Raw genomic sequence first — 22947 nt, forward strand, 5'->3', positions numbered from 1 at the left:
CCATCGTGCCCCTTGATCCCAGAACACCCGTGCTCGTCGGCTATGGCCAGGTCAACCAGCACGACAGCGACGCAGAAGTCGAGCCCGTCGATCTGATGGAGCGGGCGGCGCGGGCCGCGGCCGACGCCCGGGTGCTCGAAGCCGTCGATTCGGTGCGCATCGTCAACCTGCTGTCGTGGCGGTACCGCAACCCCGGTGTGCTGCTGGCCGAACGGATCGGGGCGACCGGGGCCGACGGGCGCTACACCAGCATCGGTGGCAACGTCCCGCAATCCCTGGTCAACCAGGCCTGTCTCGACATTCAGTCGGGAAGCGCCGACACCGTGATGATCGCGGGGGCCGAGACCTGGCGTACCCGGACCAAGGTGCGCGCGGCCGGCGGCAAGCTCGACTACACCAAGCAGGACGACTCGGTGCCCGTGCCGCAGGGCGGCGACGACGAGTTCGTGTTGGCGGGCCCGGTCGAGCTCCGCATTCACCTGGACCGACCGTCGTACGTGTATCCGATGTTCGAGCAGGCACTGCGGATCTCGGCGGGGGAGGCGCCCGACGGGCATCGCCGCCGGATCGGCGAGCTGTGGGCTGGGTTCAGCGCCGTCGCCCAGGGCAATCCGCACGCGTGGAACCGCAATCCCGTTACCGCCGAGGAGATCTCGGAACCGAGTGCGAGCAACCGCATGATCAGCTGGCCGTACACCAAGCTGATGAACTCCAACAACATGGTCGACCAGGGTGCCGTTCTGATCCTGACGTCGGTGGAGAAGGCCCGGCAGCTTGGGATTCCGACCGACCGCTGGGTGTTCCCGTATGCCGGGACCGACGCCCACGACACCTATCTGATTGCCGAGCGCGCCGAGCTCGACCGCTCACCCGCCATTCGGATCGCGGGCGGCCGCGCACTGGAGCTGGCCGGCAAGGGGGTCGACGACATGGACTTCGTCGACTTGTACTCCTGCTTCCCCTCGGCCGTCCAGGTGGCGGCGCGCGAACTGGGGCTCTCGCTCGACGGCGACCGCGCGTTGACCGTCACCGGTGGTCTGACGTTCGCCGGCGGGCCCTGGAACAACTACGTGACCCACTCCATCGCCACGATGGCCGAGCACCTGGTGGCCGCCCCGGGCACGCTGGGCCTGGTGACGGCCAACGGCGGCTACCTGACCAAGCACAGCTTCGGTGTGTACGGCACCGAACCGCCGACGGGCGAATTCCGTTGGGAGGATCTGCAATCCGCCGTCGACGCGGAGCCGACCGTGGTCGCCGAGGATCACTGGGAAGGCGTCGGGACCGTCGAGTCGTGGACGACGCCGGTGAGCCGTGAGGGCGCCGCGGAGAAGGTCTTCCTCGCGGTGCGCACACCAGCCGACACCCGGGCGCTGGCCGTCGTCACCGACGCGTCGGAGGCGGAGACGAGTACCCGCGAGGACATCGCCGGCGTGAAGGTTCGGGTCGACGCCGACGGGACCGCCACCCTCCTCTAGCGCACCCCCCGGCGATTTGTGGCGTTTCGGGAGCGCTGAGCGCTCCTGAGCGACCGCAAATCGCGTCGGGGTCCCTGTTGACTTCGTCGCCACCGCTGCCTATCGTGAGCGCGGTCACGTATTGAAACGTTTCAATGCAGCGGAAGGTGAGCGGTGGATCACGTCGCGAACACTCGGGTGTGCTTCGTCCTACACCTCAAACCCGACCGCGTCGACGAGTACGTCGCCGCCCACGAACACGTGTGGCCCGACATGCTCGACGCGCTGAGGGACGCAGGCTGGCAGCATTATTCGTTGTTCGTCCGACCCGAGGACGGACTCGTCGTCGGATACCTCGAGACCGACGACTTCGCGGCAGCCCAATCCCGCATGGCCGCGACCGAGGTCAACGCTCGCTGGCAGGCCGGGATGGCCGACTTCTTCGAGCACCCCTCCGGCGTCGCGCCCGACCAGGTGATGACACCGCTCACCGAGTACTTCCACCTCGACTGAAGGAACCCATGAAAATCGGAGCGCGCACCACGACCGGATGGCGGGCGACCATCGCGGTCGCCATGTCCAACTACATCGAGGCCGGGTCGATCATCGCGATCGCCACCAGCCTGGCCTTCTGGCAGTCCCAGTTCCACCTCGGCAACTTCGCCGTCGGCCTCCTCGCGGCGTTGAGCGCCAACGCCTTCGGCGCGGCCATCGGCGCCATCCTCGGCGGACCGTTGTGCGACCGGTACGGCCGCAAGGCGATCTACACCTACGACCTGCTGGTCTACATGGTCGGCGTGCTGCTGGCGGCCTTCGCCGTCAACTACGCAATGCTGTTGGCCGCCTTCGTCATCACCGGCGTCGCCGTCGGTGCGGGCGTCCCGGCGTCGTGGACCTACATCGCGGAGCAGGCGCCTGCCGACGGTCGCGCAAAGCACGTCGGCACCGCCCAGTTGGCGTGGTCGGTCGGCCCGCTGATCGGCTTCGGCCTGGCTGCGGCCCTGGCTCCGCTGGGCCTGCTCGGATCGCGCCTGATCTTCCTGCACCTCTTCGTCGTCGCCGCCGTGGTCTGGTGGGTGCGCCAGGGCCTGGCGGAATCCGAGATTTGGGCCGAGGAGGGCCGCGACGAGCCGACGACGGTCAAGAACGCGGTCGGCCTGCGCGGGCTGCGAGGTCTGTTCTCCCGCAAGGTCAACGTCACCGCGCTGCTGTTCCTCGGCGGCATCTATCTGTTCTGGAACACCGTCGCCGGCCAGGCGGGCATCTTCATGCCGCGGGTCTACGACGCCGCCGGGCTGCACAGTGCGATCGCGCAGAACATGCTGCAGGTCCTGGTGTGGGGCTGCACGGTGGCCGCGACGTACTTCGGGTTCATGCGCTACGCCGACCGGGTCTCGCAGCGGCTGCTGTACGTCGTCGGCGCCGGACTCGGCATCCTCGGCTGGATCGTGCTCGTGGCGTTCACCGACGGTGGCGTGCCGACCATGCTGGCGTTCGCCGTGCTGTGGGGCGTCTCGGCGGGCATCGGCGCGCAGGCGTTTTACGGCCTCTGGGCCAGCGAGCTGTTCGCCACCCCGTACCGGGCCAGCGCCCAGGGCGTGATGTTCTGCGTGGTGCGTAGCTTCACCGGCCTGCTGAGCTACTTCTTCCCGACGTTGCTGGCCGTCACCGGGCTGACGGGCGTCGGTCTGCTGCTCATCGGCCTGCTGGCGGTAGCCCTGGTCATCGGCGCCGTGTGGGCCCCGGAGACCAGGGGAAAGTCATTGCGGCAGATCGAACTCGAGCGGTACGGCCCACAGGCGAGCGCAGCGACGCACAATGATGGTGCGGAGAGTCCGACCGCGACGGAGGTGGCAGTCTGATGAACCTGCTCGACAACGTATCCATCGAACTGCCCTCGTGGGCGTTCGGGAACTCTGGCACCCGATTCAAGGTGTTCGGCACCCCCGGCACCCCGCGCACCGTCGAGGAGAAGATCGCCGACGCGGCGACGGTGCACCGCTTCACCGGGATGGCGCCGACGGTCGCCCTGCACATCCCGTGGGACCGGGTCGACGACTACACCGCCCTCGCTGCACACGCCACCGAGCACGGCGTGACGCTGGGGACGGTCAACTCCAACACCTTCCAAGACGACGACTACAAGTTCGGCAGCCTGACCCACGTGGACAAGATGGTCCGGCAGAAGGCGATCGACCATCACCTGGCCTGCATCGAGATCATGAACCAGACCGGGTCTCGGGACCTGAAGATCTGGCTGGCCGACGGCACCAACTATCCCGGCCAGGGCGACATCCGCGGCAGGCAGGACCGGCTGGCCGAGTCGCTCGCGGCCATCTACCAGCACATCGGCGAGGATCAGCGAATGGTGTTGGAGTACAAGTTCTTCGAGCCCGCCATGTACATGACCGACGTGCCGGACTGGGGCACCTCGTATGCTCAGGTGTCGGCTCTCGGCGAGCGCGCGAAGGTCTGCCTCGACACCGGTCATCACGCGCCCGGCACCAACATCGAGTTCATCGTCGCTCAGTTGCTCCGGCTCGGGAAGCTGGGTTCGTTCGACTTCAACTCGCGCTTCTACGCCGACGACGACCTCATTGTCGGGGCGGCCGATCCGTTCCAGCTGTTCCGCATCATGTTCGAGGTGATCCGCGGCGGTGGCCTTGACGCCGGCAGCGACCTCGCCCTGATGCTGGACCAGTGCCACAACGTCGAGGCCAAGATCCCCGGCCAGATCCGCTCGGTGCTCAACGTCGCCGAGATGACCGCGCGGGCAGAGCTCGTCGACGTGGCCGCGTTGACCGTCGCGCAGGAGTCCGGTGACGTACTGGGCGCCAACGAGATCTTCATGGACGCGTTCTACACCGACGTCCGACCGGCAATGGCTCGGTGGCGCGCCGAGCGCGGCCTTCCCGAGCATCCGATGCGAGCCTTCGCCGAATCGGGTTACCAGGACACCGTTGCCGCCGAGCGTGTCGGCGGCACCCAATCTTCGTGGGGAGCATGACCACCATGACCAATCCAACCGTCGACGAGCTGATCGCCCGGTCCAACCGGCTGGGGGCCGACCCGAAGAACACCAACTACGCGGGCGGCAACACCTCGGCCAAGGGGTCCGACGTGGACCCCGTGACCGGCGCGCCCGTAGACCTGTTGTGGGTCAAGGGTTCCGGTGGTGACCTCGGCACGCTGACCGAGAACGGACTGGCGGTGCTGCGGCTGGACCGCATGCGCGCGCTGGTCGACGTCTACCCCGGCGTCGAGCGCGAGGACGAGATGGTCGCCGCCTTCGACTACTGCCTGCACGGACGGGGAGGTGCGGCGCCGTCGATCGACACCGCGATGCACGGCCTGGTCGACGCCGCCCACGTCGACCACCTGCACCCCGACTCCGGCATCGCGCTGGCGACCGCGGCCGACGGCGAGGCCCTGACCAAGCAGATCTTCGGCGATCGCGTGGTGTGGATTCCCTGGCGCAGACCCGGTTTCCAACTCGGCCTCGACATCGCCGAGATCAAGGCGCGCAACCCGCAGGCGATCGGCACCATCCTCGGCGGCCACGGCATCACCGCGTGGGGCGACACCTCGGCCGAGGCCGAGGCGCGGTCACTGGAGATCATCGACACGGTGCAGCGGTACCTCGACGCCAACGGCCGGCCACAGCCCTTCGGCGCACCGTTGGACGGTTACGCGGCGCTCCCCGACGAGCGTCGTCGATCGAGGGCCGCGGAGTTGGCGCCGTTCGTCCGCGGTCTCGCGTCCACCGACAAGCCCCAGGTCGGCCATTTCACCGACGACCCGCGGGTGCTCGAATTCCTGGGCAGCAGTGAGCATCCGAGGTTGGCGGCGCTGGGAACCAGTTGCCCCGACCACTTCCTGCGCACCAAGGTCAAGCCAATGGTGCTCGACCTGCCCGCGGAAGCGTCCGTCGAGGACGCCAAGGCCAGGTTGGCCGAACTGCACGAGCAGTACCGCGCCGACTACGCCGGCTACTACCAGCGGCACGCGGCGCCGGATTCGCCCGCGATGCGCGGCGCCGATCCGGCGATCGTGTTGATTCCCGGCGTCGGCATGTTCAGCTACGGCAAGGACAAGCAGACCGCGCGGGTGGCGGGTGAGTTCTACCTCAACGCGATCAACGTGATGCGCGGGGCCGAGGCCATCTCCACCTACGCCCCGATCGACGAGGCCGAGAAGTTCCGCATCGAATACTGGTCGCTCGAGGAGGCCAAGCTGGCGCGGATGCCCAAGCCGAAACCCCTGGCCACCCGCATCGCGCTGGTCACCGGCGCCGCCTCCGGCATCGGCAAGGCCATCGCGCAACGCCTGGCCGCCGAGGGCGCGTGCGTCGTCATCGCCGACCTGGACGCCGAGAAGGCCAGTGCCGCAGCCGAACAGATCGGTTCCACCGACGTGGCGGTCGGGATCGCCGCCGACGTCACCGACCAGGCGGCCGTGCAGGCCGCCGTCGACGCCACCGTGCTGGCATTCGGTGGGATCGACATCGTGGTCAACAACGCCGGTCTGTCCCTGTCGAAGTCCCTGCTGGAGACGACGGCCCAGGATTGGGATCTGCAGCACAACGTGATGGCCCGCGGTTCCTTCCTGGTGTCGAAGGCGGCCGCCCGCGCACTGATCGACCAGAAGCTCGGCGGCGACATCATCTACATCTCGTCGAAGAACTCGGTGTTCGCCGGGCCCAACAACATCGCCTATTCGGCGACCAAGGCCGACCAGGCGCATCAGGTTCGCCTGCTGGCGGCCGAACTGGGCGAGCACGGAATCAAGGTCAACGGCATCAATCCCGACGGCGTGGTCCGCGGCTCCGGCATCTTCGCGGGTGGCTGGGGTGCGAAGCGCGCCGCTGTCTACGGCGTGCCCGAGGAAGAGTTGGGTGCCTACTACGCGCAGCGCACCCTGCTCAAACGCGAAGTGCTGCCGGAGAACATCGCCAACGCGGCCTTCGCGCTGTGCACCTCGGACTTTTCGCACACGACGGGCCTGCACGTGCCGGTGGACGCGGGCGTCGCAGCGGCCTTCCTCCGATGAGCACCGGCCGGTTCGTCGCGGTCGACCTCGGTGCCACCAGTGGCCGGGTCATGCTGGCCGACGTCGGACCCGGCACCCTGGAGATGCGCCAGCTGAACCGGTTCGCCAACGACCCGGTCTACCTCTGGAATGGCCGGCGCACGGCGATGCACTGGGATCTGCCGGGCCTGTTCGGCCACGTGTGTGCGGGGCTGGCCGAGGCCGGTCGCGTCGCGCCCGACGCGACCAGCGTCGGGGTGGACTCGTGGGCCGTCGACTACGGGCTGCTGCGGGACGGCACATTGCTGGGGCTGCCGTACAACTACCGGGACGCCCGGTGCGCGCGTGGCGCCGACGCGGTGCACGCGACGCTGCCGCAGGACCGCATCCACGCCCGCAACGGGCTGCAGTTCCTGCCGTTCAACACGATGTTCCAGCTGGCCGCGGACAAGCTCGACGGTCTGCTCGACCTCGCCGACACCGCCCTGCTGGTGCCGGACCTGGTCTCCTATTGGCTGACCGGGCGCACGTCGACGGAGCGGACCAACGCCTCGACCACCGGACTACTCGGCGTCGACGGGACGTGGGACACCGAACTGGAGTCGCTGCTCGGTCTGCCGCGCGGCCTGTTCCCCGAGCTCGCCGAGCCCGGCGCCGATCGTGGTGAGGTGTTGCCCGACCTGGCCGAACGGGCGGGGTTCGACGCCGGGCTGCGCGTCACCACCGTGGCGTCCCACGACACCGCCTCGGCCGTCGTCGCCATCCCGATGAACGCGGCGTCGGCGGCCTACGTCTCCTGCGGCACCTGGGCGCTGGTGGGCGTCGAGCTGGGTGCGCCGGTGATGAGCGCGGCCGCCCGCTCCGCCAACTTCACCAACGAGGTGGGTGCCGACGGGCGAATTCGGTTCCTGCGCAACGTGATGGGACTCTGGCTGCTCAGCGAGTCGGTGCGCCACTGGGAGCGCGACGGCTCCCGCGTCGACCTGCCCCTGCTGCTGGAGCAGGCGGCGGCTTGCCCGCCGCCGTCGGAGGTGTTCGACGGTGACGACCCGCGGTTCGTCGAGCCCGGCGACATGCCGGGGCGGATCGCGGCGTGGTACCGGGAACGGGGTCTGCAAGCGCCGGCGAATCGCCCCGAGATGGCGCGCGCGATCGTCGAGAGTCTCGCCGCCGGGTTCGCCAGGGGCGTGGAACAGTCGGCCGCGCTGAGCGGTGTTCCCGTGGAGACCGTCCATCTGGTCGGCGGCGGGGCGAGGAACCGGCTGCTGTGTCAGTTGCTGGCCAACCGGGTGGAGAAGCCGGTGGTCGCCGGGCCGGTGGAGGCCACCGCGATCGGCAACGTGCTGCTGCAGGCGCGGGCCCACGGCCTACTGCGTGGTGACCTCGACGACCTCCGTGGGACGATGGCCACCACGTTGGCAGGCGAACGCATCGAACCGCAACGGACTCCGGCAGGGAGGGTATGACGATGAACGACTCGACGAACCACTTGACGAGGCGACGGATACCGAGCAGGCACGACCTCGCGCCGCTGATGCAATTCAAGAAGCCCGAGTTCGACGCGACCAAGCGCCGGCTCGACAAGGCGCTGACCATCGAGGACCTGCGCCGCATCGCCAAGCGCCGCACGCCGCGCGCCGCGTTCGACTACACCGACGGTTCGGCGGAGGCCGAGCTGTCCATCGCCAGGGCCCGACAGGCGTTCTCCGACGTCGAGTTCCACCCGGCCATCCTTCGCGACGTGTCCAAGGTCAGCACCGGCTGGGACGTGCTCGGCGCGCCGGTGGCGATGCCCTTCGGAATCGCGCCCACCGGATTCACCCGGATGATGCACACCGAGGGCGAGATCGCCGGTGCGCACGCCGCGGCGCGGGCGGGCATCCCGTTCTCGCTGTCGACGATGGGCACCACCGCCATCGAAGACGTCAAGGCCGCGAACCCGCTGGGCCGCAACTGGTTTCAGCTATACATGTGGAAGGACCGCGACAAGTCGATGGCCCTGGTCGAGCGTGCGGTCGCCGCGGGCTACGACACGCTCCTGGTCACGGTCGACGTGCCCGTCGCGGGTGCCCGCCTGCGCGACAAGCGCAACGGCATGTCGATCCCGCCGGCGCTGACCCTGCGGACGGTGGCCAACGCGCTGCCGCGTCCGCAGTGGTGGATCGACTTCCTGACCACCGAACCGCTGGCGTTCGCATCGCTGGACCGGTGGTCGGGCACCGTCGCGGAGTTGCTGGACACCATGTTCGACCCCACGGTGACGTTCGAGGACCTCGCCTGGATCAAGTCGCAGTGGCCGGGCAAGTTCGTGGTCAAGGGCGTGCAGACCGTCGCCGACGCCCGCGCCGTCGCCGACCTCGGGGTCGACGCGGTGCTGCTGTCCAATCACGGTGGGCGCCAACTGGACCGCGCACCCATCCCGTTCCACCTGCTGCCCGAGGTGGTCCGCGAGGTCGGCAAGGACGTCGAGGTGCACCTCGACACCGGCATCATGTCGGGTGCCGACGTGGTGGCCGCGATCGCGATGGGCGCACGGTTCACGCTGATCGGGCGGGCCTACCTCTACGGGTTGATGGCCGGTGGCGAGGCCGGTGTCGACCGGGCGATCGAGATCCTCTCGGGCCAGGTCGAGCGGACCATGCGCCTCCTGGGCGTCACCGCACTCGAGGAGCTCACCCCCGACCACGTCACGCAGCTGGAGCGGCTGACGCCGCGCCGGTTGGCAGCCGAGTCGGGGGACTAGCTTCGGTGGCCGCCGGAATTCGCGACGTCGCCGCGGCGGCGTCGGTGTCCGTCGGCACCGTCTCCAACGTGCTCAACGCCCCGGAGCGGGTGGCGCCCGCGACCGTCGCACGGGTGCAGGCGGCGATCGAGCAGCTGGGCTTCGTGCGCAACGACGCCGCGCGGCAGCTGCGCGCCGGTCGGTCCCGCTGCGTTGGGCTGCTGGTCCTCGACGTGGGCAACCCGTTCTTCACCGACGTGGCGCGGTCCGCGGAAGTCCGTGCCGCACAACACAATTTGATCGTGCTGTTGGGCACCTCGGACGACGATCCCGGACGCGAGCGCGCGTACCTGGAGACGTTCGAGGAGCAACGCGTCTTCGGGCTGCTGATCTCACCGGTGGGTGAGGATCTCGACCGCCTGCTCGCACTGCACCGACGCGGCGTGCCGGTGGTGCTTGTCGACCGTGACGGCACGGGAACGCCATTCGCCTCGGTGGCGGTCGACGACGTCGCGGGGGGTCGCCTCGCGGCGACGCATCTGTGTGAACGGGGGCGACGGCGCATCGCCTACGTCGGGGGTCCCCTGGGTCTCCGCCAGGTCGCGGACCGACTGGCGGGGGCGCGCGCGGCGGTCGACGAATTCCCGGGCGCGACACTGGAAGTGGTGGCCACCGACGAACCCAGTGTGCTGGCGGGCCGCGCGGCCGGGGAACTGCTGTGCGAGCGCCCCGCCGATCGCCGGCCCGACGCCGTCTTCTGTGCCAACGACCTGTTGGCGATCGGCATGCTGCAGGGTCTGGCCGGCGGCGGGGTGAGCGTTCCCGGCGACGTCGCCTTGATCGGCTACGACGACATCGACTTTGCGCGGTCGGCGGCGGTGGCACTGTCGTCGATCCGCCAGCCGAGTGCGGACATCGGCACGACGGCGCTCGACCTGCTGCTGGCCTCCGCGGAGGAGGGCGTGGCCGAGCCCCGGCAGGTGGTGTTCCGACCTGAACTGGTGGCCCGCGCCTCGACTGCGGTGTGACGTCTACTTGATGGTGTACCCGCCGTCGACCACGAGGTCCGCCCCGTTCACCATAGCAGCGGCATCGGAGGCGAGATAGATTGCCGCGGCCGCGATCTCGTTCGGGTAGGCGAATCTTCCGGTGGGGATCAGCTTCTTGAGCGCCTCGCCCTTGGGGTTGTCCCACGCCTTGATGCCGAGGTCGGTCAGCACGACGGTGGGGGAGATGCTGTTGACCCGCACGCCTCGGCCGGCCCATTCGGTGGCGAGCACCTTGGTGATGCCGAGGACGCCGAACTTGGAGGCGCAGTAGGCGACGTGCTCGTCGATGGCGACGCTCGCGGCCTGGGAGGCCATGTTGACGATCGCGCCGCGCCCCGCGGCGAGCATGTGTCTGCCGGCGGTCTGACACATCAGGAAGGTGCCCTTGAGGTTGACGGCCATCGTCGAGTCCCAGTCCGAGAGCGAAAGTTCCTCTGCCGGTGCGAGTCTGGCGATTCCGGCACTGTTGACGAGAATGTCGACCCTGCCGTGGTCGGCGATGACGGCGTCCACGGTGGCCTCGACCGACGTGGGATCGGACACGTCACAGGTGTAGCCGTCGTCGGTGGCGAGGTCCGCGATCGCGACGGTGGCCCCCTTGGTCGCGAAGGCCGCCGCGATGGCCGCCCCGATTCCGGAGGCGCCGCCGGTCACCAGGGCGACCCGATCGGTCAGCCGGAAGTCGAAGTCCACGGTGGGTTCGGTTGCGTCGGGCATGTCTCTCAATCTCTCCTTGTCGGTGGTGGGCATGATCAGGCGAGGACTGCGGTGGCGATGTCGATGTCGGTGACCAGCGACGACACCAGGCCCGAGTTGAGCACGGCCTGGGTGGCGGCGGCCTTTTCCTTGCCCGCCGCGATGGCGATCCTGGTGGGAATCGCACGCAACACCGATTCGTCGATGCCCATCCGGCGCTCGTCGAGCCCGGGCACTCGCTGGCCGTCCGCGTCAAGCAGCAGCGCACAGGTTTCGGCGCACACGCCTGCCGCGTCGAGGGCGCTGGTCTCCTCGTGGGTCAACGCCTCGTAGACCTGGGACGCGCCCGCGGTCCACGCGCCGACCGAGACGATGGCGCAGCTGACCGACGAGTGGCGCGCGGTGGTCTCGCGGATCTGCGGGGTGTCGCCGAGGCTCCGTGCGGTACGGGCGTCGGTGACGACCAGCGGCGCGTACAGCGGCCAGGAGTCGCCCCCGCTGACCTCGCTGATCCGTCGGACGAGGTCGGTGCCGTTGGAGGCGATGGCGCCCGCCATGCCGGTGAGTTGGACGACGTCGCAGCGGGGCAACGCGGTCAGATACGGCGCGATGTGGGTCAGGGTGCGGCCGCAGTCGACGCCGACGACGTCTCCGTCGCGCAGGATCGACTGCAGCAGTTCGGCCATGGCCTTGGCGACGGCGTCGACGTGGTCGGCGGTGTTGGTGGAGTCCGCCGAGACCGCGTAGGCGTGCTCGAGTCCATACCGGCGCTGCAGGGCCGTCGACAGTTCGACGTCGACGGCGCCGGGATTGTGAATCTTGATCTCCACCATGCCCGATTCGAGTGCCTCGTCGAGCATTCGGGCGACCTTGAACCGGGACAACCCGAACTCCTCGGCGATCTGGATCCGCGTCCGCCCCTCGAGGTAGTACCGACGGGCGATCACCGCGCGCTGGAACAGCTCATCGGGCCCCATGGGTCGCCTCCCGTGATTCCTGAACCGTTAGGCTCACACCGCTTCTGCACATATGTGCAGAGACGTTGACATGTGAGCATAGCCATTGCATGATCCACATCACAAAGAAAACTCACGAGCAGCAAGGTTGACAGTTGAGCAGCGACGCCCACGGTCTTGACGACCAAGACCTGGCCGACCTCGCCGGCGAGGTGTTGTCCCGGGAGTCCGCCGCGCTCGGTGCGCTCGTCGGAACGATCGAGTCGTCCGTCGTCGCCGTCGCCCGCCGAATGATCGCCGTGCCGGGCAAGGTCGTCACGACCGGTTCGGGCACCTCGGGAATCATGGCCGAGCGGATGGCGCATCTGCTGTCGGTCTGCGGAACGCCCGCGGTGTACCTCCCGTCGATGGACGCACTGCACGGCGGGATGGGTGCGATCACGCCGGCCGACCTCGTCGTCGCGATCTCGAAGACCGGCCAGAGCAGCGAACTCACCAGCCTCGTCGAACGACTCGGCGTCCGCGGCATCCACGTCGTCGCCGTCACCGAGAGCCCCGACTCGCCCTTCGCCGCCGCGGCGAGCAGCGTCGCGGCGCTGCCGCCGACGCCGGCCGGCGCCGATCCCGGCGACATGATCGCGATGGCGAGCACCCTCGCCGTCGGCGCGTGGAGTGACGCGGTGGCGGTGGTGACCATGTCGATGCGTGGGCACACACTTGGCGACGTCGTCGACGGTCACCCCGCGGGCGGCGTCGGTCAGCGCGTCCTCGGCGACCAGTCGGCACCGGTGGTGCGCGGCGCATGACGACACCGGCGGTCATGGGCGTCGACTCGTCGACCCAATCGTGCAAGGTGGAGATCCGCGACCTGGGCTCCGGGCGGATCCTCGGATCGGGCGCCGCGCCACACCCGCCCGCCTTTCCGCCGTCGAGCGAACAGCATCCGCGGGACTGGGTCGGCGCATTGGTCGCGGCCGCGAATCAGGCCGTCGCCGCGTGCGACGAGAAGCCCGACGTCCGCGCGATCTCCGTCGCGGCGCAGTGCCACGGCTTGGTACTCCTCGACGAACACGGCGAGGTGCTCCGCGCCGCCAAGCTCTGGAACGACACCACCGGGTCGCCCAACCTGGCGCGCCTGGTCGAGCGCATCGGTGCGCGCCGCTGGGTGATGCGGATCGGCACGCTGCCGACGGCCGCCTTCACCATCGCGAAGCTTGCCTGGGTCGCCGAGCACGAACCAGGTCTGCTGGACCGGGTCGCGACGATTCTCCTGCCGCACGACTACCTCACCTACTGGCTGACCGGGGAGAAGGTGACGGATCGCTCCGACGCGTCCGGCACCGGCTACTTCGACGCCGTTGAGGGACAGTGGATTCCGTCGTACCTCGAGGTGGCCGGCGGGGCCAGGGACTGGGCTGCCAAACTGCCGACCGTCCTCGGGCCCGCCGACGCCGCGGGCCGGGTGCTGCCGGCCCGGGCCGCCCTGCTCGGCATCGGTGACGACGTCGTGGTCGGGGCCGGCGGCGGCGACCAGCACGCGGCATACCTCGGTCTCGGGCTGACCGACGGCGACCAGTACTTCAGCATCGGCACCTCCGGCGTGGTGGCGACGTCGTCGCGGGGGCCGGTGTTCGACACGACCGGCGCCGTGGACGGCGTGGCCGACATGACGGGCGGGTATCTGCCCCTGATGAGCACACTCAACGCCGCGCGGGTCGTCGACCGGGCCGCGGTGTTGTTGGGCACCGACCTGGCGGGCATCTCCGAGTTGGCGCTGGCCGCCGGACCCACCCAGGGGCCCGTCCTGGTGCCGTTCCTCGACGGGGAGCGCACCCCGGACCGGCCCGACGCCCGCGGCGCCTTCGCCGACCTGACGTCGTCGACGACCCGGGAGGAACTCGCCCGCGCCTTCGTGGAGGGCCCGCTGCTCTCACTCCTGTCCGGTCGTGACAGCTTGCTGGCGTGCGGTGTCGAAATGCGCGGCGCCGCAACGGCCGTCGGCGGCGGCACGCGCTCGCCCGCGGCACTGCAACTGCTGGCCGACCTGCTCGGCGACGAGGTCACGTTGCCCGACGTGGACGAGGCAACTGCACGCGGCGCCTGCATCCAGGCCGCCGCGGTGGCGACCAAGGCCGACCGTGCCGGGCTGGTCGACCTGGCCAAGCGGTGGCAGCCCGAGGCCAGGATCCGCGTCGAACCTCGCGAGCACGGCCGCGATCTGAGCTGCCTGCGAGCCCGGTGGGCGGCCCTGGCGGCGTCACCCATCCTCGACGGAGCGGGCCGATGATCGCGCTCAACGGGTGGCACCGTGACTTCCCCGGTCTGCTGGCCGGCTCGGTCTACTCCACGCCGGATTCCCGGGTCGCCGCCGCGCAGACCCTGGCCGACACCGGCCTCGACGTGCACGTCGACGTCATGGCGGCCTCGGAGGGCTTGCCCGTTGGCGTGAGTCTGGCCGAGCTGCAGATGATTTCGAGCAGCGTCGACCGCGCGCGGATCGGTGTGCACCTGATCGGCTCCGCCGACTTCGTCGACGCGGTGCTCCCGAAGATCCTCGCGCTCCACCCGGGGGTGGTGTTCCTGCCGTGGGAGGCCTTCACCGCCGAGCGGACCCATGCCATCCGCGCCGCCGGCGGCGCGGCGTGGATCGCGGTCTGGCGGGAATGGGACGGCCTCACCGACCCGCAGTGGCCCGCCGAGCCCGACGGCGTCCTGGTGATGCTGATCGAACCCGGCACCAAGGACCGGTGCCGACTCGAGCGACTGAGTCTGGTCACCGCCTGCACCACCAGATCCCCACTGCCCGTCGCCGTCGACGGTGGCGTCACCGAGGAGATCGCGCCCCTGTGCGCGGCCGCGGGCGTCAGCCAGATGATCGTCGGCCGGGCTCTCTTGACCTCAGAACGAAGGGAAGCGATATGACCACCGATACCAACACGATGCGCGCCAGTGTGATGACGGGCGTCGGCACGCTGCAGATCGAGGACCGACCCGTCCCGACGCCGGGACCCCACGAGGTCCTCGTCGAGGTGGCCGCGGTCGGCGTCTGCGGCTCCGACGTGCACTACTACCGCCACGGTCGCATCGGCGACTTCGTCGTCGAAGCCCCGATGATCCTCGGCCACGAATTGTCGGGCCGCATCTCCGCCGTCGGCGACCAGGTCGACCCCACCCGGGTCGGACAGCGGGTGGCCGTCGAGCCGCAGCACCCGTGCCGCCGGTGCAAGCAGTGCATGGCCGGGCGGTACAACCTGTGCCCGTACATGGAGTTCTACGCCACCCCGCCGATCGACGGCGCGTTCTGCCGCTACGTCGTCATCGACGCCGAATTCGCCCACCCGGTACCGGATTCCATGTCCGACGAGGCCGCCGCGCTGCTCGAGCCGCTGTCGGTTGCCGTGACCACGATGCGCAAGGCACACGTCGCGCCTGGCACCTCGGTGCTGATCGCGGGCGCCGGCCCGATCGGCGTGATCTGCGCACAGACCGCACGCGCCTTCGGCGCCTCTCGCGTCGTCGTATCGGATCCGCTCGAGTCCCGGCGCGAGGCCGTGCTGCGCTTCGGCGCGACCGAAGTCCTCGACCCGATGGTCGACGACGTCGCCGCACTCGATCCTCAGGTCGACGCGTTCGTCGACGCCAGTGGCGCCGCGCCGGCGGTGACGAGCGGCATCAAGGCCGTCGGCCCGGCGGGCTACGTCGTGCTGGTCGGCATGGGCTCCGGCGACTACCCGTTGCCGATCGGCCACATCCAGAACATGGAGATCAACGTGACCGGAGTGTTCCGCTACACCGACACCTGGCCCGCGGCAATCCATTTGGTGAACTCGGGGGCCGTCGACCTCGACGGGATGGTGACCGGGCGATACGACCTCGAGCACGTCGGCGAGGCCCTCGACAGCGACACCGACCCGGCCAGCCTCAAGTCGATCGTCGTCCCGAAGTGAAGGACAGTGCCCTCGTGACCAAGCGCTCACCATTCGACCTGACCGGCCGCACCGCCCTGGTCACCGGCGGAAACCAGGGGCTCGGGCGGGCGTTCGCGTTCGGTCTCGCCGACGCGGGTGCCACCGTGGCGATCGCCGGCCGCAGCGCCGAGCGCAACGAGAAGGTGGTCGCCGAGGCTGCCGCCGCCGGGCACACGTTCCATCCGATCACCGCCGACATCACCAACTCGGCGGACGTGGCGCGGATGACGGCAGAGGCCATCGAGGCACTCGGACACGTCGACGTCCTGGTGAACAACGCCGGCACCTGCTATCACGCCGACTCGTGGGACGTCACCGAGGAGCAGTGGGACGACGTGTTCGACCTCAACGTCAAGGCGCTGTGGGCCTGCTCGCTCGCCGTGGGCGCCCACATGCGCGAGCGCGGATCGGGCTCGGTGGTCAACATCGGGTCGATGTCCGGGCTCATCGTGAACCGGCCACAGATGCAGCCGGCGTACAACGCGTCGAAGGCTGCGGTGCACCACCTGACCAAATCGCTTGCGGCCGAATGGGGTCCGCTGGGCATCCGCGTCAACGCCCTGGCGCCCGGTTACTGCAAGACCGAGATGGCGCCCGTCGACCGACCCGATCTCAAGCGGTATTGGATCGACGACGCACCCCAGCAGCGCTATGCGATGCCCGAGGAGATCGCCCCGAGCGTGGTCTTCCTCGCCAGCGACGCCGCGTCGTTCATCACGGGGTCGGTGCTGGTCGCCGACGGCGGGTACACCGCATGGTGAGCCCGGCCGCCCCCGGGGCCAACCGCCGCGTCGTCGTCAACGCCATCGACGACGTCGTCTTCGAAACCGTTCCCGAGACCGGTCCCGAGGCCGGCGAGGTCCGCATCCGCGGCACCGTCGTCGGCATCTGCGGGTCGGACACCCACGCCGCGTGCGGCCACCATCCGTTCATCGACCTGCCGTACCGCCCCGGGCACGAGGTGATCGGTGTCGTCGACGCCGTCGGCGCCGGGGTCGACGACGCGTGGCTCGGCGCCCGCGTCGTCGTCGAGCCGAACCTCGCCTGCGGGCATTGCACGCAGTGTCGGGCCGGTCGGTACAACATCTGTCAGGAGCTACTGGTTCTTGGCTGCCAGACGCCCGGCGGCCTGGCCGACAGCTTCACCGTCGCCGTCGACCGGGTGATCGCCCTGGATCCCGAACTCGACGACGACCACGCCATCCTGATCGAACCGCTGGCCACCCCGGTGCACGCCGTTCGTCGGGCCGCCGAGACGGTCGGCGACCTGCGGGACCGTCCCGTCGTGGTGATCGGTGCCGGTCCCATCGGGCTGTTCGTGCTGCTGGCGCTGCGCAACGCAGGCGCAAGGGTCGTGGTCGCCGACCTGTTGGCCTCCAAGCGCGAGCGCGCCGAAAGGCTGGGCGCTGCTGGCACGTTCGACCCCACCGCACCGGATGCGGTCGCCTCGGCGCTGGCCCTGCTCGGCGGTCCGGCGGCCGTCGTCGTGGACTGCGTGGCCAGGGAGAGCTCGGTGGGCCAGGCGATCGAGTTGGTCGACAAGGGCGGTGCCGTGATGGTCGTCGGCGTCGCTGCGGGTGCCGTCCCGGTGCGACTCGACCTGATCCAGGACCGGGAGATCGCGCTGATCGGCAGCCTGATGTACGTCCGCGAGGACTACACCGCCGCGATGGAAATGCTCGCCTCGGGTGCCGTCCCGGTCGACGAGATCATCACGGCCCGCTATGACTTCGAACATTCCGCCGAGGCGTTTGGTGCCTCGATGGACCCGGAGAACGTGAAGGTGTTGGTGACGATCGGTGGGGCGAGCGAAGCGACGGGGAGTGTGAGATGAGTTCAGCCATCCTCGAATGTGCCGACATCACCAAGAGTTTCGGCGGGGTCCCGGTGCTCAAGGGCATCACCCTCGACCTGGAACCCGGGTCGGTCACCGCGCTGGCCGGTGAGAACGGCGCGGGCAAGTCGACGCTGATGAAGATCGTCAGCGGCCAGTACAGCGCCGACGCCGGCACGGTGTCGGTGTCGGGCACCCATCTGGCTCCCGGCAACCCGCGCGACGCGGTCCGCCACGGCGTGGCGATCGTCCCTCAGGAGCTGGCGTCCATCGAGGACATGACGGTCTATGAAAACCTGTTCGTGGGACGGGAGATCAAGACCGGACCGTTCCTGAACCGCAAGGCGATGATCGGCGAGGCGAAGGAAGCCCTGGCGGTGTTCGGCGTGGACATCTCGCCCACCGCCCGGATGGGCAGCCTGCCGGTCGGTCTGCGCCAGATCGTGGAGATCGTCAAGGCGGCCCGCACGGGAGCTCAGGTCGTCATGCTCGACGAGCCGACCTCGGCCATCTCCGAACGCGAGGTCGAGGGGCTGTACGGCATCGTCCGGCGGCTGCGCGAGCACGGCGTCGCGATGGTCTACACCACTCACAAGATGGCCGAGATCCGGGCCATCGCCGACCGCGTGGTGGTGCTTCGAGACGGTGGACTGATACTCGACAAGTTGCTCACCGAGGTCTCCGACGACGACATCGTGACCGCGATGATCGGCCGCGAACTCAACGGATTGTTCCCGGATCGGGTCGCACCCAAGTCCGACGCCGTGCTCGAGGTCCGCGACCTGCACGTCGACGGCGCCTCCGAACCGGTGTCGTTCACCGTCGGGTCGGGGGAGATCGTCGGTCTGGCCGGGCTGGTCGGCGCGGGGCGAACCGAATTGCTGGAGGCCATCTTCGGGGCTCGGCACACCAGCTCCGGTGAGATCGTCGTGCGGGGCGCCAAGGTCAAGCGCAACTCGCCGGCCGCCGCGATCACCGCGGGTATGGCGATGGTGCCGGAGGACCGCAAGATCTCCGGTGTCGTGCTGTCGATGAGCGTGCTCGACAACGGGTCGCTGCCGCGGCTGTCGTCGTTCAGCGTCGCGGGCTGGCTCAAGGGCAAGTCCCGCACGACGGCCGTGTCCGACGTGATGAAGTCGGTGCGGCTGCGCAGCAGCGGAATGGGCCAACTCGTCGGCACCCTCTCGGGCGGCAACCAGCAGAAGGTCGTATTGGCCCGCTGGCTGACCGGCGACGTCAACGTGCTGCTGCTCGACGAACCGACCCGCGGGGTCGACGTCGGTGCTCGCAGCGAGATCTACCGCATCATCACCGAATTCGCCGAAGCCGGCATGGCGGTGCTGATGGCGTCGTCGGACATGCCGGAGATCATCGGGCTGTCCCACCGGGCCTTCGTCATGCGCGACGGCACCTTCGTCGGCGAGCTCGACCGCGACGCCCTCGACCATCCGGCGGTGCAGGAATCCGTGTTCCGGATGGCGACTGCACTCGACGGACCCACACACGTCCAACATCCCGACCCGGAGGAACAATCGTGACCACCCCAGTCGACACCGACACGACCCCGGAGCCGTCCGGTAGCACACCGGTCGTCACGTCGCCGATCACGGGGGAGCCCGTGCGGCTGTTCTCCCGTGAGTGGATCGGCGGCATCGCGCTGCGCTACTCGATGGTCATCATCATGCTGCTGGTGATCGCCTACTTCAGTTACCGCAGTGCGCGTTTCGGCACCGTGGACAACCTGCTCACCATCCTGGTCGCGGCGGCGCCGTTCGCGCTGATCGCGCTGGGGCAGACGCTCGTGGTCCTCACCGGCGGCATCGACCTGTCGGTCGGCTCGGTGATCGCCGTGTCCGCCATGGCGGGTGCGGCGACCGCGAAGGCCAACCCGGGCCAGGTGTGGATGACCGTCGGCGTGGCCATGCTCGTCGGTCTGGCGGTCGGCTCGCTCAACGGAATCATGGTGTCGCGCATCAACGTGCCACCGTTCATCGCCACCTTGGGTACGTTGACGGCCGGCTCGGGTCTGGCCTACGTGATCGGTGGCGGCGCCCCGATCAACGGCCTGCCCGCCGAATTCGGCTCCATCGCCAACACCAAGATCTTCGGTCTCACCATCCCGGTCGTCGTCATGATCCTCGGCATCATCGTGCTGGCGATCGTGATGAAGCGGACCACCTACGGCATGCGCGTCTACGCCGTTGGCGGCAACCGCAACGCCGCCGAGATCGCCGGCATCAACGCCAAGAACGTGCTCTTCAGCGTGTATGCGCTCTCGGGTCTGCTGGCGGGCATCTCCGGGGTCATGCTGGCCTCCCGCGTCATCTCGGGACCACCCAACCTCGGGCAGGGCTACGAGCTCGACGCCATCGCGGCGGTCGTCATCGGTGGCGCCAGCCTGATGGGTGGCCGCGGCACCATCTGGGGAACGGTGCTGGGCCTGTTCATCATTCAGACGCTGAACAACGGCTTGGACATCCTCGTCGTGCCCGCCTACTGGCAGGACGTGATCAAGGGTGTGCTGATCGTCGCAGCGGTCGCGGTCGACGTCTGGTCGACGCGGCGAAGAACGTAATCCCTCGTCCTAGAGAACTGCTTCACGACAACGAATGAGAGTGAGTGACCAGATGAGACTGACAACGAAGTTCGTCGCCATCGCCTCGGCGGGGGTGCTGGGCTTGGGCTTGACCGCGTGCGGCGCGGGCGACACCGAGTCCCAGAGCGGCAAGATCCGGATCGGCGTCTCGGTGTACGACATGAGCTCGTTCATCACCGCGGGCAAGGAGGGCATGGACCAGTACGCCAAGGACAACAACATCGAGTTGGTGTGGAACTCGGCCAACCTCGACGTCTCCACCCAGGCCACGCAGGTCGACTCGATGATCAACCAGGGCGTCTCCGCGATCATCGTCGTTCCCGTGCAGGCTGATTCGCTCGCCCCGCAGGTGGCGTCGGCGAAGGCCAAGGGCATCCCGCTGGTCCCGGTCAACGCAGCGCTCAACAGCAAGGACATCGCCGCCAACGTGCAGCCCGACGACGTCAAGGCCGGTGAGCAGGAAATGCAGATGATGGCCGACAAGCTCGGCGGCAAGGGCAACATCGTCGTGCTGCAGGGTCCGCTCGGCCAGTCCGGCGAACTCGACCGCACGAAGGGCATTCAGAACGTGCTCGCGAAGTACCCGGACATCAAGGTGCTGGCGATGGACACCGCGAACTGGAAGCGCGACGAAGCCGTCAACAAGACGAAGAACTGGATCTCGGGCTTCGGACCGCAGATCACCGGCGTGGTCGCCGAGAACGACGACATGGGCCTCGGTGCGCTGCAGGCGCTCAAGGAGGCCGGTCGCACCGGTGTGCCGATCGTGGGCATCGACGGCATCGAGGACGGCCTGAACGCGGTCAAGAGCGGTGAGTTCATCGGCACCTCGCTGCAGAACGGCACCGTCGAGCTCTCCGCGGGTCTGGCGGTCGCCAACGCGCTGGCCAAGAAGGAGCAGGTCAACACCAACCCGGTCTACATCATGCCGGCGATCACGCAGGCCAACGTCGACGTCGCGATCGAGCACGTCGTCACCAAGCGCGCCGAATTCCTGGCCGGACTGTCCGAGCTGACCAAGAAGAACCTCGAGACCGGCGACATCGCCTACGAGGGAATTCCCGGTCAGAAGCAACCGTAAGAACTCGTCCCACAACCCAATTCGTACGACGACTGGAGAGAACACGTATGAGATTGACCACGAAGCTGGGCGTCATCGCCTCGGCTGGCGCGCTGACACTCGGCATGACCGCCTGCGGCGCCGGTGACACCGACGCCAACAGCGGCACCACGAAGATCGGCGTCACGGTGTACGACATGAGCTCGTTCATCACCGCCGGCAAGGAGGGCATGGACACCTATGCCAAGGCCAACAACATCGAATTGGTGTGGAACTCGGCCAACAACGACGTGTCCACCCAGGCCAGCCAGGTCGACTCGCTGATCAACCAGGGTGTCGCCGCCATCATCGTCGTTCCGGTGCAGGCGGATTCGCTCGGCCCGCAGATCGCGACGGCGAAGTCCAAGGGCATTCCGCTGCTGGCCGTCAACGCCGCGCTGGACAGCCCCGACCTGGCGGGCAACGTGCAGCCCGACGACGTGGCTGCCGGCGCGCAGGAGATGCAGATGATGGCCGACCGCCTCGGCGGCAAGGGCAACATCGTCATCCTGCAGGGCCCGCTCGGCGGCTCCGGTGAGATCAACCGCGGCAAGGGCATCGACCAGGTGCTGGCCAAGTACCCGGACATCAAGGTGCTGGCCAAGGACACCGCGAACTGGAAGCGCGACGAAGCGGTCAACAAGATGAAGAACTGGATCTCCAGCTTCGGGCCGCAGATCAACGGCGTCGTGTCCCAGAACGACGACATGGGCCTCGGCGCCCTGCAGGCGCTGAAGGAAGCCAACCGCACCGACGTGCCGATCGTGGGCATCGACGGCATCGAGGACGGCCTCAACGCCGTCAAGAGCGGTGAGTTCATCGGCACGTCGCTGCAGAACGGCACCGTGGAGCTGTCCGCCGGTCTGGCGGTGGCCAACGCGCTGGTGAAGAAGGAAGAGGTCAACAAGGCGCCGGTCTATGTGATGCCCGCCATCACCAAGGACAACGTCGACGTCGCCATCCAGCACGTCGTCACCGAGCGCCAGAAGTTCCTCGACGGACTCGGCGAGCTGACCGCCCAGAACCTCAAGACCGGCGACATCGCCTACGAGGGCATTCCGGGACAGAAGCAGCCGTAACGCAGGTCCGACGACGCGGGGCCGGTCACGTCCGTGGCCGGCCCCGTGTCGTCGCTCGCGATGAGTTCTCGCGCCCTGGGCGGTCCGTACCGACATGACCTTTGAACACGTGCTGGCCGTCGTCCCCGTCACCGACCTGGACACGGCGAAGGCCTTCTACGAGAAGCTCTTCGGTCGCGCACCCGACAACAACCCCATGCCGGTGCTCGTCGAGTGGCAGGTGGTCCCCGGCGGCTGGGTGCAGGTGTTCGTCGACTCCGAGCGGGCCGGCTCCGGCCTGGTGAACTTCGCCGTCGACGATCTGGCGGCGCACGTCGCCGAGGCCGCGGACCGCGGGCTGAGGCCCGGCGAGATCGAGGCCGTGAACAAGGGCGTCGAACTCTCGACGATCGCCGACCCGGACGGCAATCTCATTCGGCTGATCGGCAACTTCCGCGTGGAGTACTGATCACGTAGCGTCGCC

Annotated in this window: 21 protein-coding genes; 19 read left to right on the plus strand and 2 right to left on the minus strand. The window is 68.8% G+C overall.

Annotated elements, in window-relative coordinates; genetic code table 11:
- The first annotated feature begins 5 nt into the window (after nt 1-5).
- From H7J06_RS16205 to H7J06_RS16240, 8 genes are all read left to right on the plus strand, one after another.
- Nucleotides 6-1478 carry an acetyl-CoA acetyltransferase gene (locus H7J06_RS16205; protein WP_264039983.1) on the plus strand — a complete coding sequence of 491 codons (1473 nt, stop codon included), beginning with the start codon at nt 6-8 and terminating at the stop codon, nt 1476-1478.
- A 153-nt stretch (nt 1479-1631) separates the two neighbouring features.
- On the plus strand, nt 1632-1970 hold the full coding sequence (locus H7J06_RS16210; protein ID WP_264039985.1) for an L-rhamnose mutarotase: 339 nt from the start codon (nt 1632-1634) through the stop codon (nt 1968-1970).
- Nucleotides 1971-1978: 8 nt separating this feature from the next.
- Nucleotides 1979-3319 carry an MFS transporter gene (locus H7J06_RS16215; RefSeq protein ID WP_264039986.1) on the plus strand — a complete coding sequence of 447 codons (1341 nt, stop codon included), beginning with the start codon at nt 1979-1981 and terminating at the stop codon, nt 3317-3319.
- Entirely contained in the window at nt 3319-4464 is a 1146-nt protein-coding gene (gene rhaI, locus H7J06_RS16220) for an L-rhamnose isomerase (RefSeq protein WP_264039987.1), read from the plus strand. Before H7J06_RS16215 ends, rhaI begins: the two co-directional genes overlap by 1 nt.
- A gap of 5 nt (nt 4465-4469) precedes the next feature.
- On the plus strand, nt 4470-6506 hold the full coding sequence (locus H7J06_RS16225; RefSeq protein WP_264039988.1) for a bifunctional aldolase/short-chain dehydrogenase: 2037 nt from the start codon (nt 4470-4472) through the stop codon (nt 6504-6506).
- Nucleotides 6503-7951: a rhamnulokinase gene (locus tag H7J06_RS16230; RefSeq protein ID WP_264039989.1), complete on the plus strand. Its 1449-nt coding sequence runs from the start codon at nt 6503-6505 to the stop codon at nt 7949-7951. Before H7J06_RS16225 ends, H7J06_RS16230 begins: the two co-directional genes overlap by 4 nt.
- Nucleotides 7952-7953: 2 nt before the next feature.
- Nucleotides 7954-9228 (plus strand): alpha-hydroxy acid oxidase, encoded by a 1275-nt coding sequence (locus H7J06_RS16235; protein WP_264039990.1) that lies wholly within the window; start codon nt 7954-7956, stop codon nt 9226-9228.
- A gap of 5 nt (nt 9229-9233) precedes the next feature.
- Nucleotides 9234-10235 carry a LacI family DNA-binding transcriptional regulator gene (locus tag H7J06_RS16240; protein ID WP_264039991.1) on the plus strand — a complete coding sequence of 334 codons (1002 nt, stop codon included), beginning with the start codon at nt 9234-9236 and terminating at the stop codon, nt 10233-10235.
- A 3-nt stretch (nt 10236-10238) separates the two neighbouring features.
- Here the strand turns inward: H7J06_RS16240 and H7J06_RS16245 are convergent, their stop codons facing one another.
- Both H7J06_RS16245 and H7J06_RS16250 read right to left on the minus strand, forming a co-directional pair.
- Nucleotides 10239-10973: a GolD/DthD family dehydrogenase gene (locus tag H7J06_RS16245; protein WP_264039992.1), complete on the minus strand. Its 735-nt coding sequence runs from the start codon at nt 10971-10973 to the stop codon at nt 10239-10241.
- A 35-nt stretch (nt 10974-11008) separates the two neighbouring features.
- Nucleotides 11009-11929: a sugar-binding transcriptional regulator gene (locus H7J06_RS16250; RefSeq protein ID WP_264039993.1), complete on the minus strand. Its 921-nt coding sequence runs from the start codon at nt 11927-11929 to the stop codon at nt 11009-11011.
- A 134-nt stretch (nt 11930-12063) separates the two neighbouring features.
- Here H7J06_RS16250 and H7J06_RS16255 point away from each other — a divergent pair, with 134 nt between their 5' ends.
- From H7J06_RS16255 to H7J06_RS16305, 11 genes are all read left to right on the plus strand, one after another.
- A complete protein-coding gene (locus H7J06_RS16255) occupies nt 12064-12714 on the plus strand; it encodes an SIS domain-containing protein (protein ID WP_264039994.1) in 651 nt (216 codons plus the stop codon).
- Nucleotides 12711-14195, plus strand: coding sequence for a xylulokinase (gene xylB / locus H7J06_RS16260; protein ID WP_264039995.1), 1485 nt, complete (start codon nt 12711-12713; stop codon nt 14193-14195). The genes H7J06_RS16255 and xylB overlap by 4 nt, the downstream gene beginning before the upstream one ends.
- Complete coding sequence (locus H7J06_RS16265; protein WP_264039996.1) at nt 14192-14830, plus strand: beta/alpha barrel domain-containing protein; 639 nt, start codon at nt 14192-14194, stop codon at nt 14828-14830. The genes xylB and H7J06_RS16265 overlap by 4 nt, the downstream gene beginning before the upstream one ends.
- Nucleotides 14827-15855, plus strand: coding sequence for an NAD(P)-dependent alcohol dehydrogenase (locus tag H7J06_RS16270; protein ID WP_264039997.1), 1029 nt, complete (start codon nt 14827-14829; stop codon nt 15853-15855). The genes H7J06_RS16265 and H7J06_RS16270 overlap by 4 nt, the downstream gene beginning before the upstream one ends.
- Nucleotides 15856-15869: 14 nt before the next feature.
- Nucleotides 15870-16637, plus strand: coding sequence for an SDR family NAD(P)-dependent oxidoreductase (locus H7J06_RS16275; RefSeq protein ID WP_264039998.1), 768 nt, complete (start codon nt 15870-15872; stop codon nt 16635-16637).
- A complete protein-coding gene (locus tag H7J06_RS16280; RefSeq protein WP_264039999.1) occupies nt 16631-17710 on the plus strand; it encodes a zinc-dependent alcohol dehydrogenase in 1080 nt (359 codons plus the stop codon). The genes H7J06_RS16275 and H7J06_RS16280 overlap by 7 nt, the downstream gene beginning before the upstream one ends.
- Complete coding sequence (locus tag H7J06_RS16285; RefSeq protein ID WP_264040000.1) at nt 17707-19248, plus strand: sugar ABC transporter ATP-binding protein; 1542 nt, start codon at nt 17707-17709, stop codon at nt 19246-19248. The genes H7J06_RS16280 and H7J06_RS16285 overlap by 4 nt, the downstream gene beginning before the upstream one ends.
- Complete coding sequence (locus H7J06_RS16290) at nt 19245-20285, plus strand: ABC transporter permease (protein ID WP_264040001.1); 1041 nt, start codon at nt 19245-19247, stop codon at nt 20283-20285. The genes H7J06_RS16285 and H7J06_RS16290 overlap by 4 nt, the downstream gene beginning before the upstream one ends.
- 52 nt (nt 20286-20337) lie before the next feature.
- Nucleotides 20338-21387, plus strand: a complete 1050-nt coding sequence (locus H7J06_RS16295) for a substrate-binding domain-containing protein (RefSeq protein WP_264040002.1) — start codon at nt 20338-20340, stop codon at nt 21385-21387.
- 47 nt (nt 21388-21434) lie between these two features.
- A complete protein-coding gene (gene xypA / locus H7J06_RS16300) occupies nt 21435-22484 on the plus strand; it encodes a sugar ABC transporter xylitol/L-sorbitol-binding protein XypA (protein WP_264040004.1) in 1050 nt (349 codons plus the stop codon).
- A 94-nt stretch (nt 22485-22578) separates the two neighbouring features.
- Nucleotides 22579-22932, plus strand: a complete 354-nt coding sequence (locus H7J06_RS16305) for a VOC family protein (protein WP_264040005.1) — start codon at nt 22579-22581, stop codon at nt 22930-22932.
- Nucleotides 22933-22947: the final 15 nt, after the last annotated feature.

Source organism: Mycolicibacterium hodleri, assembly GCF_025822245.1.
GTDB lineage: Bacteria > Actinomycetota > Actinomycetes > Mycobacteriales > Mycobacteriaceae > Mycobacterium > Mycobacterium hodleri.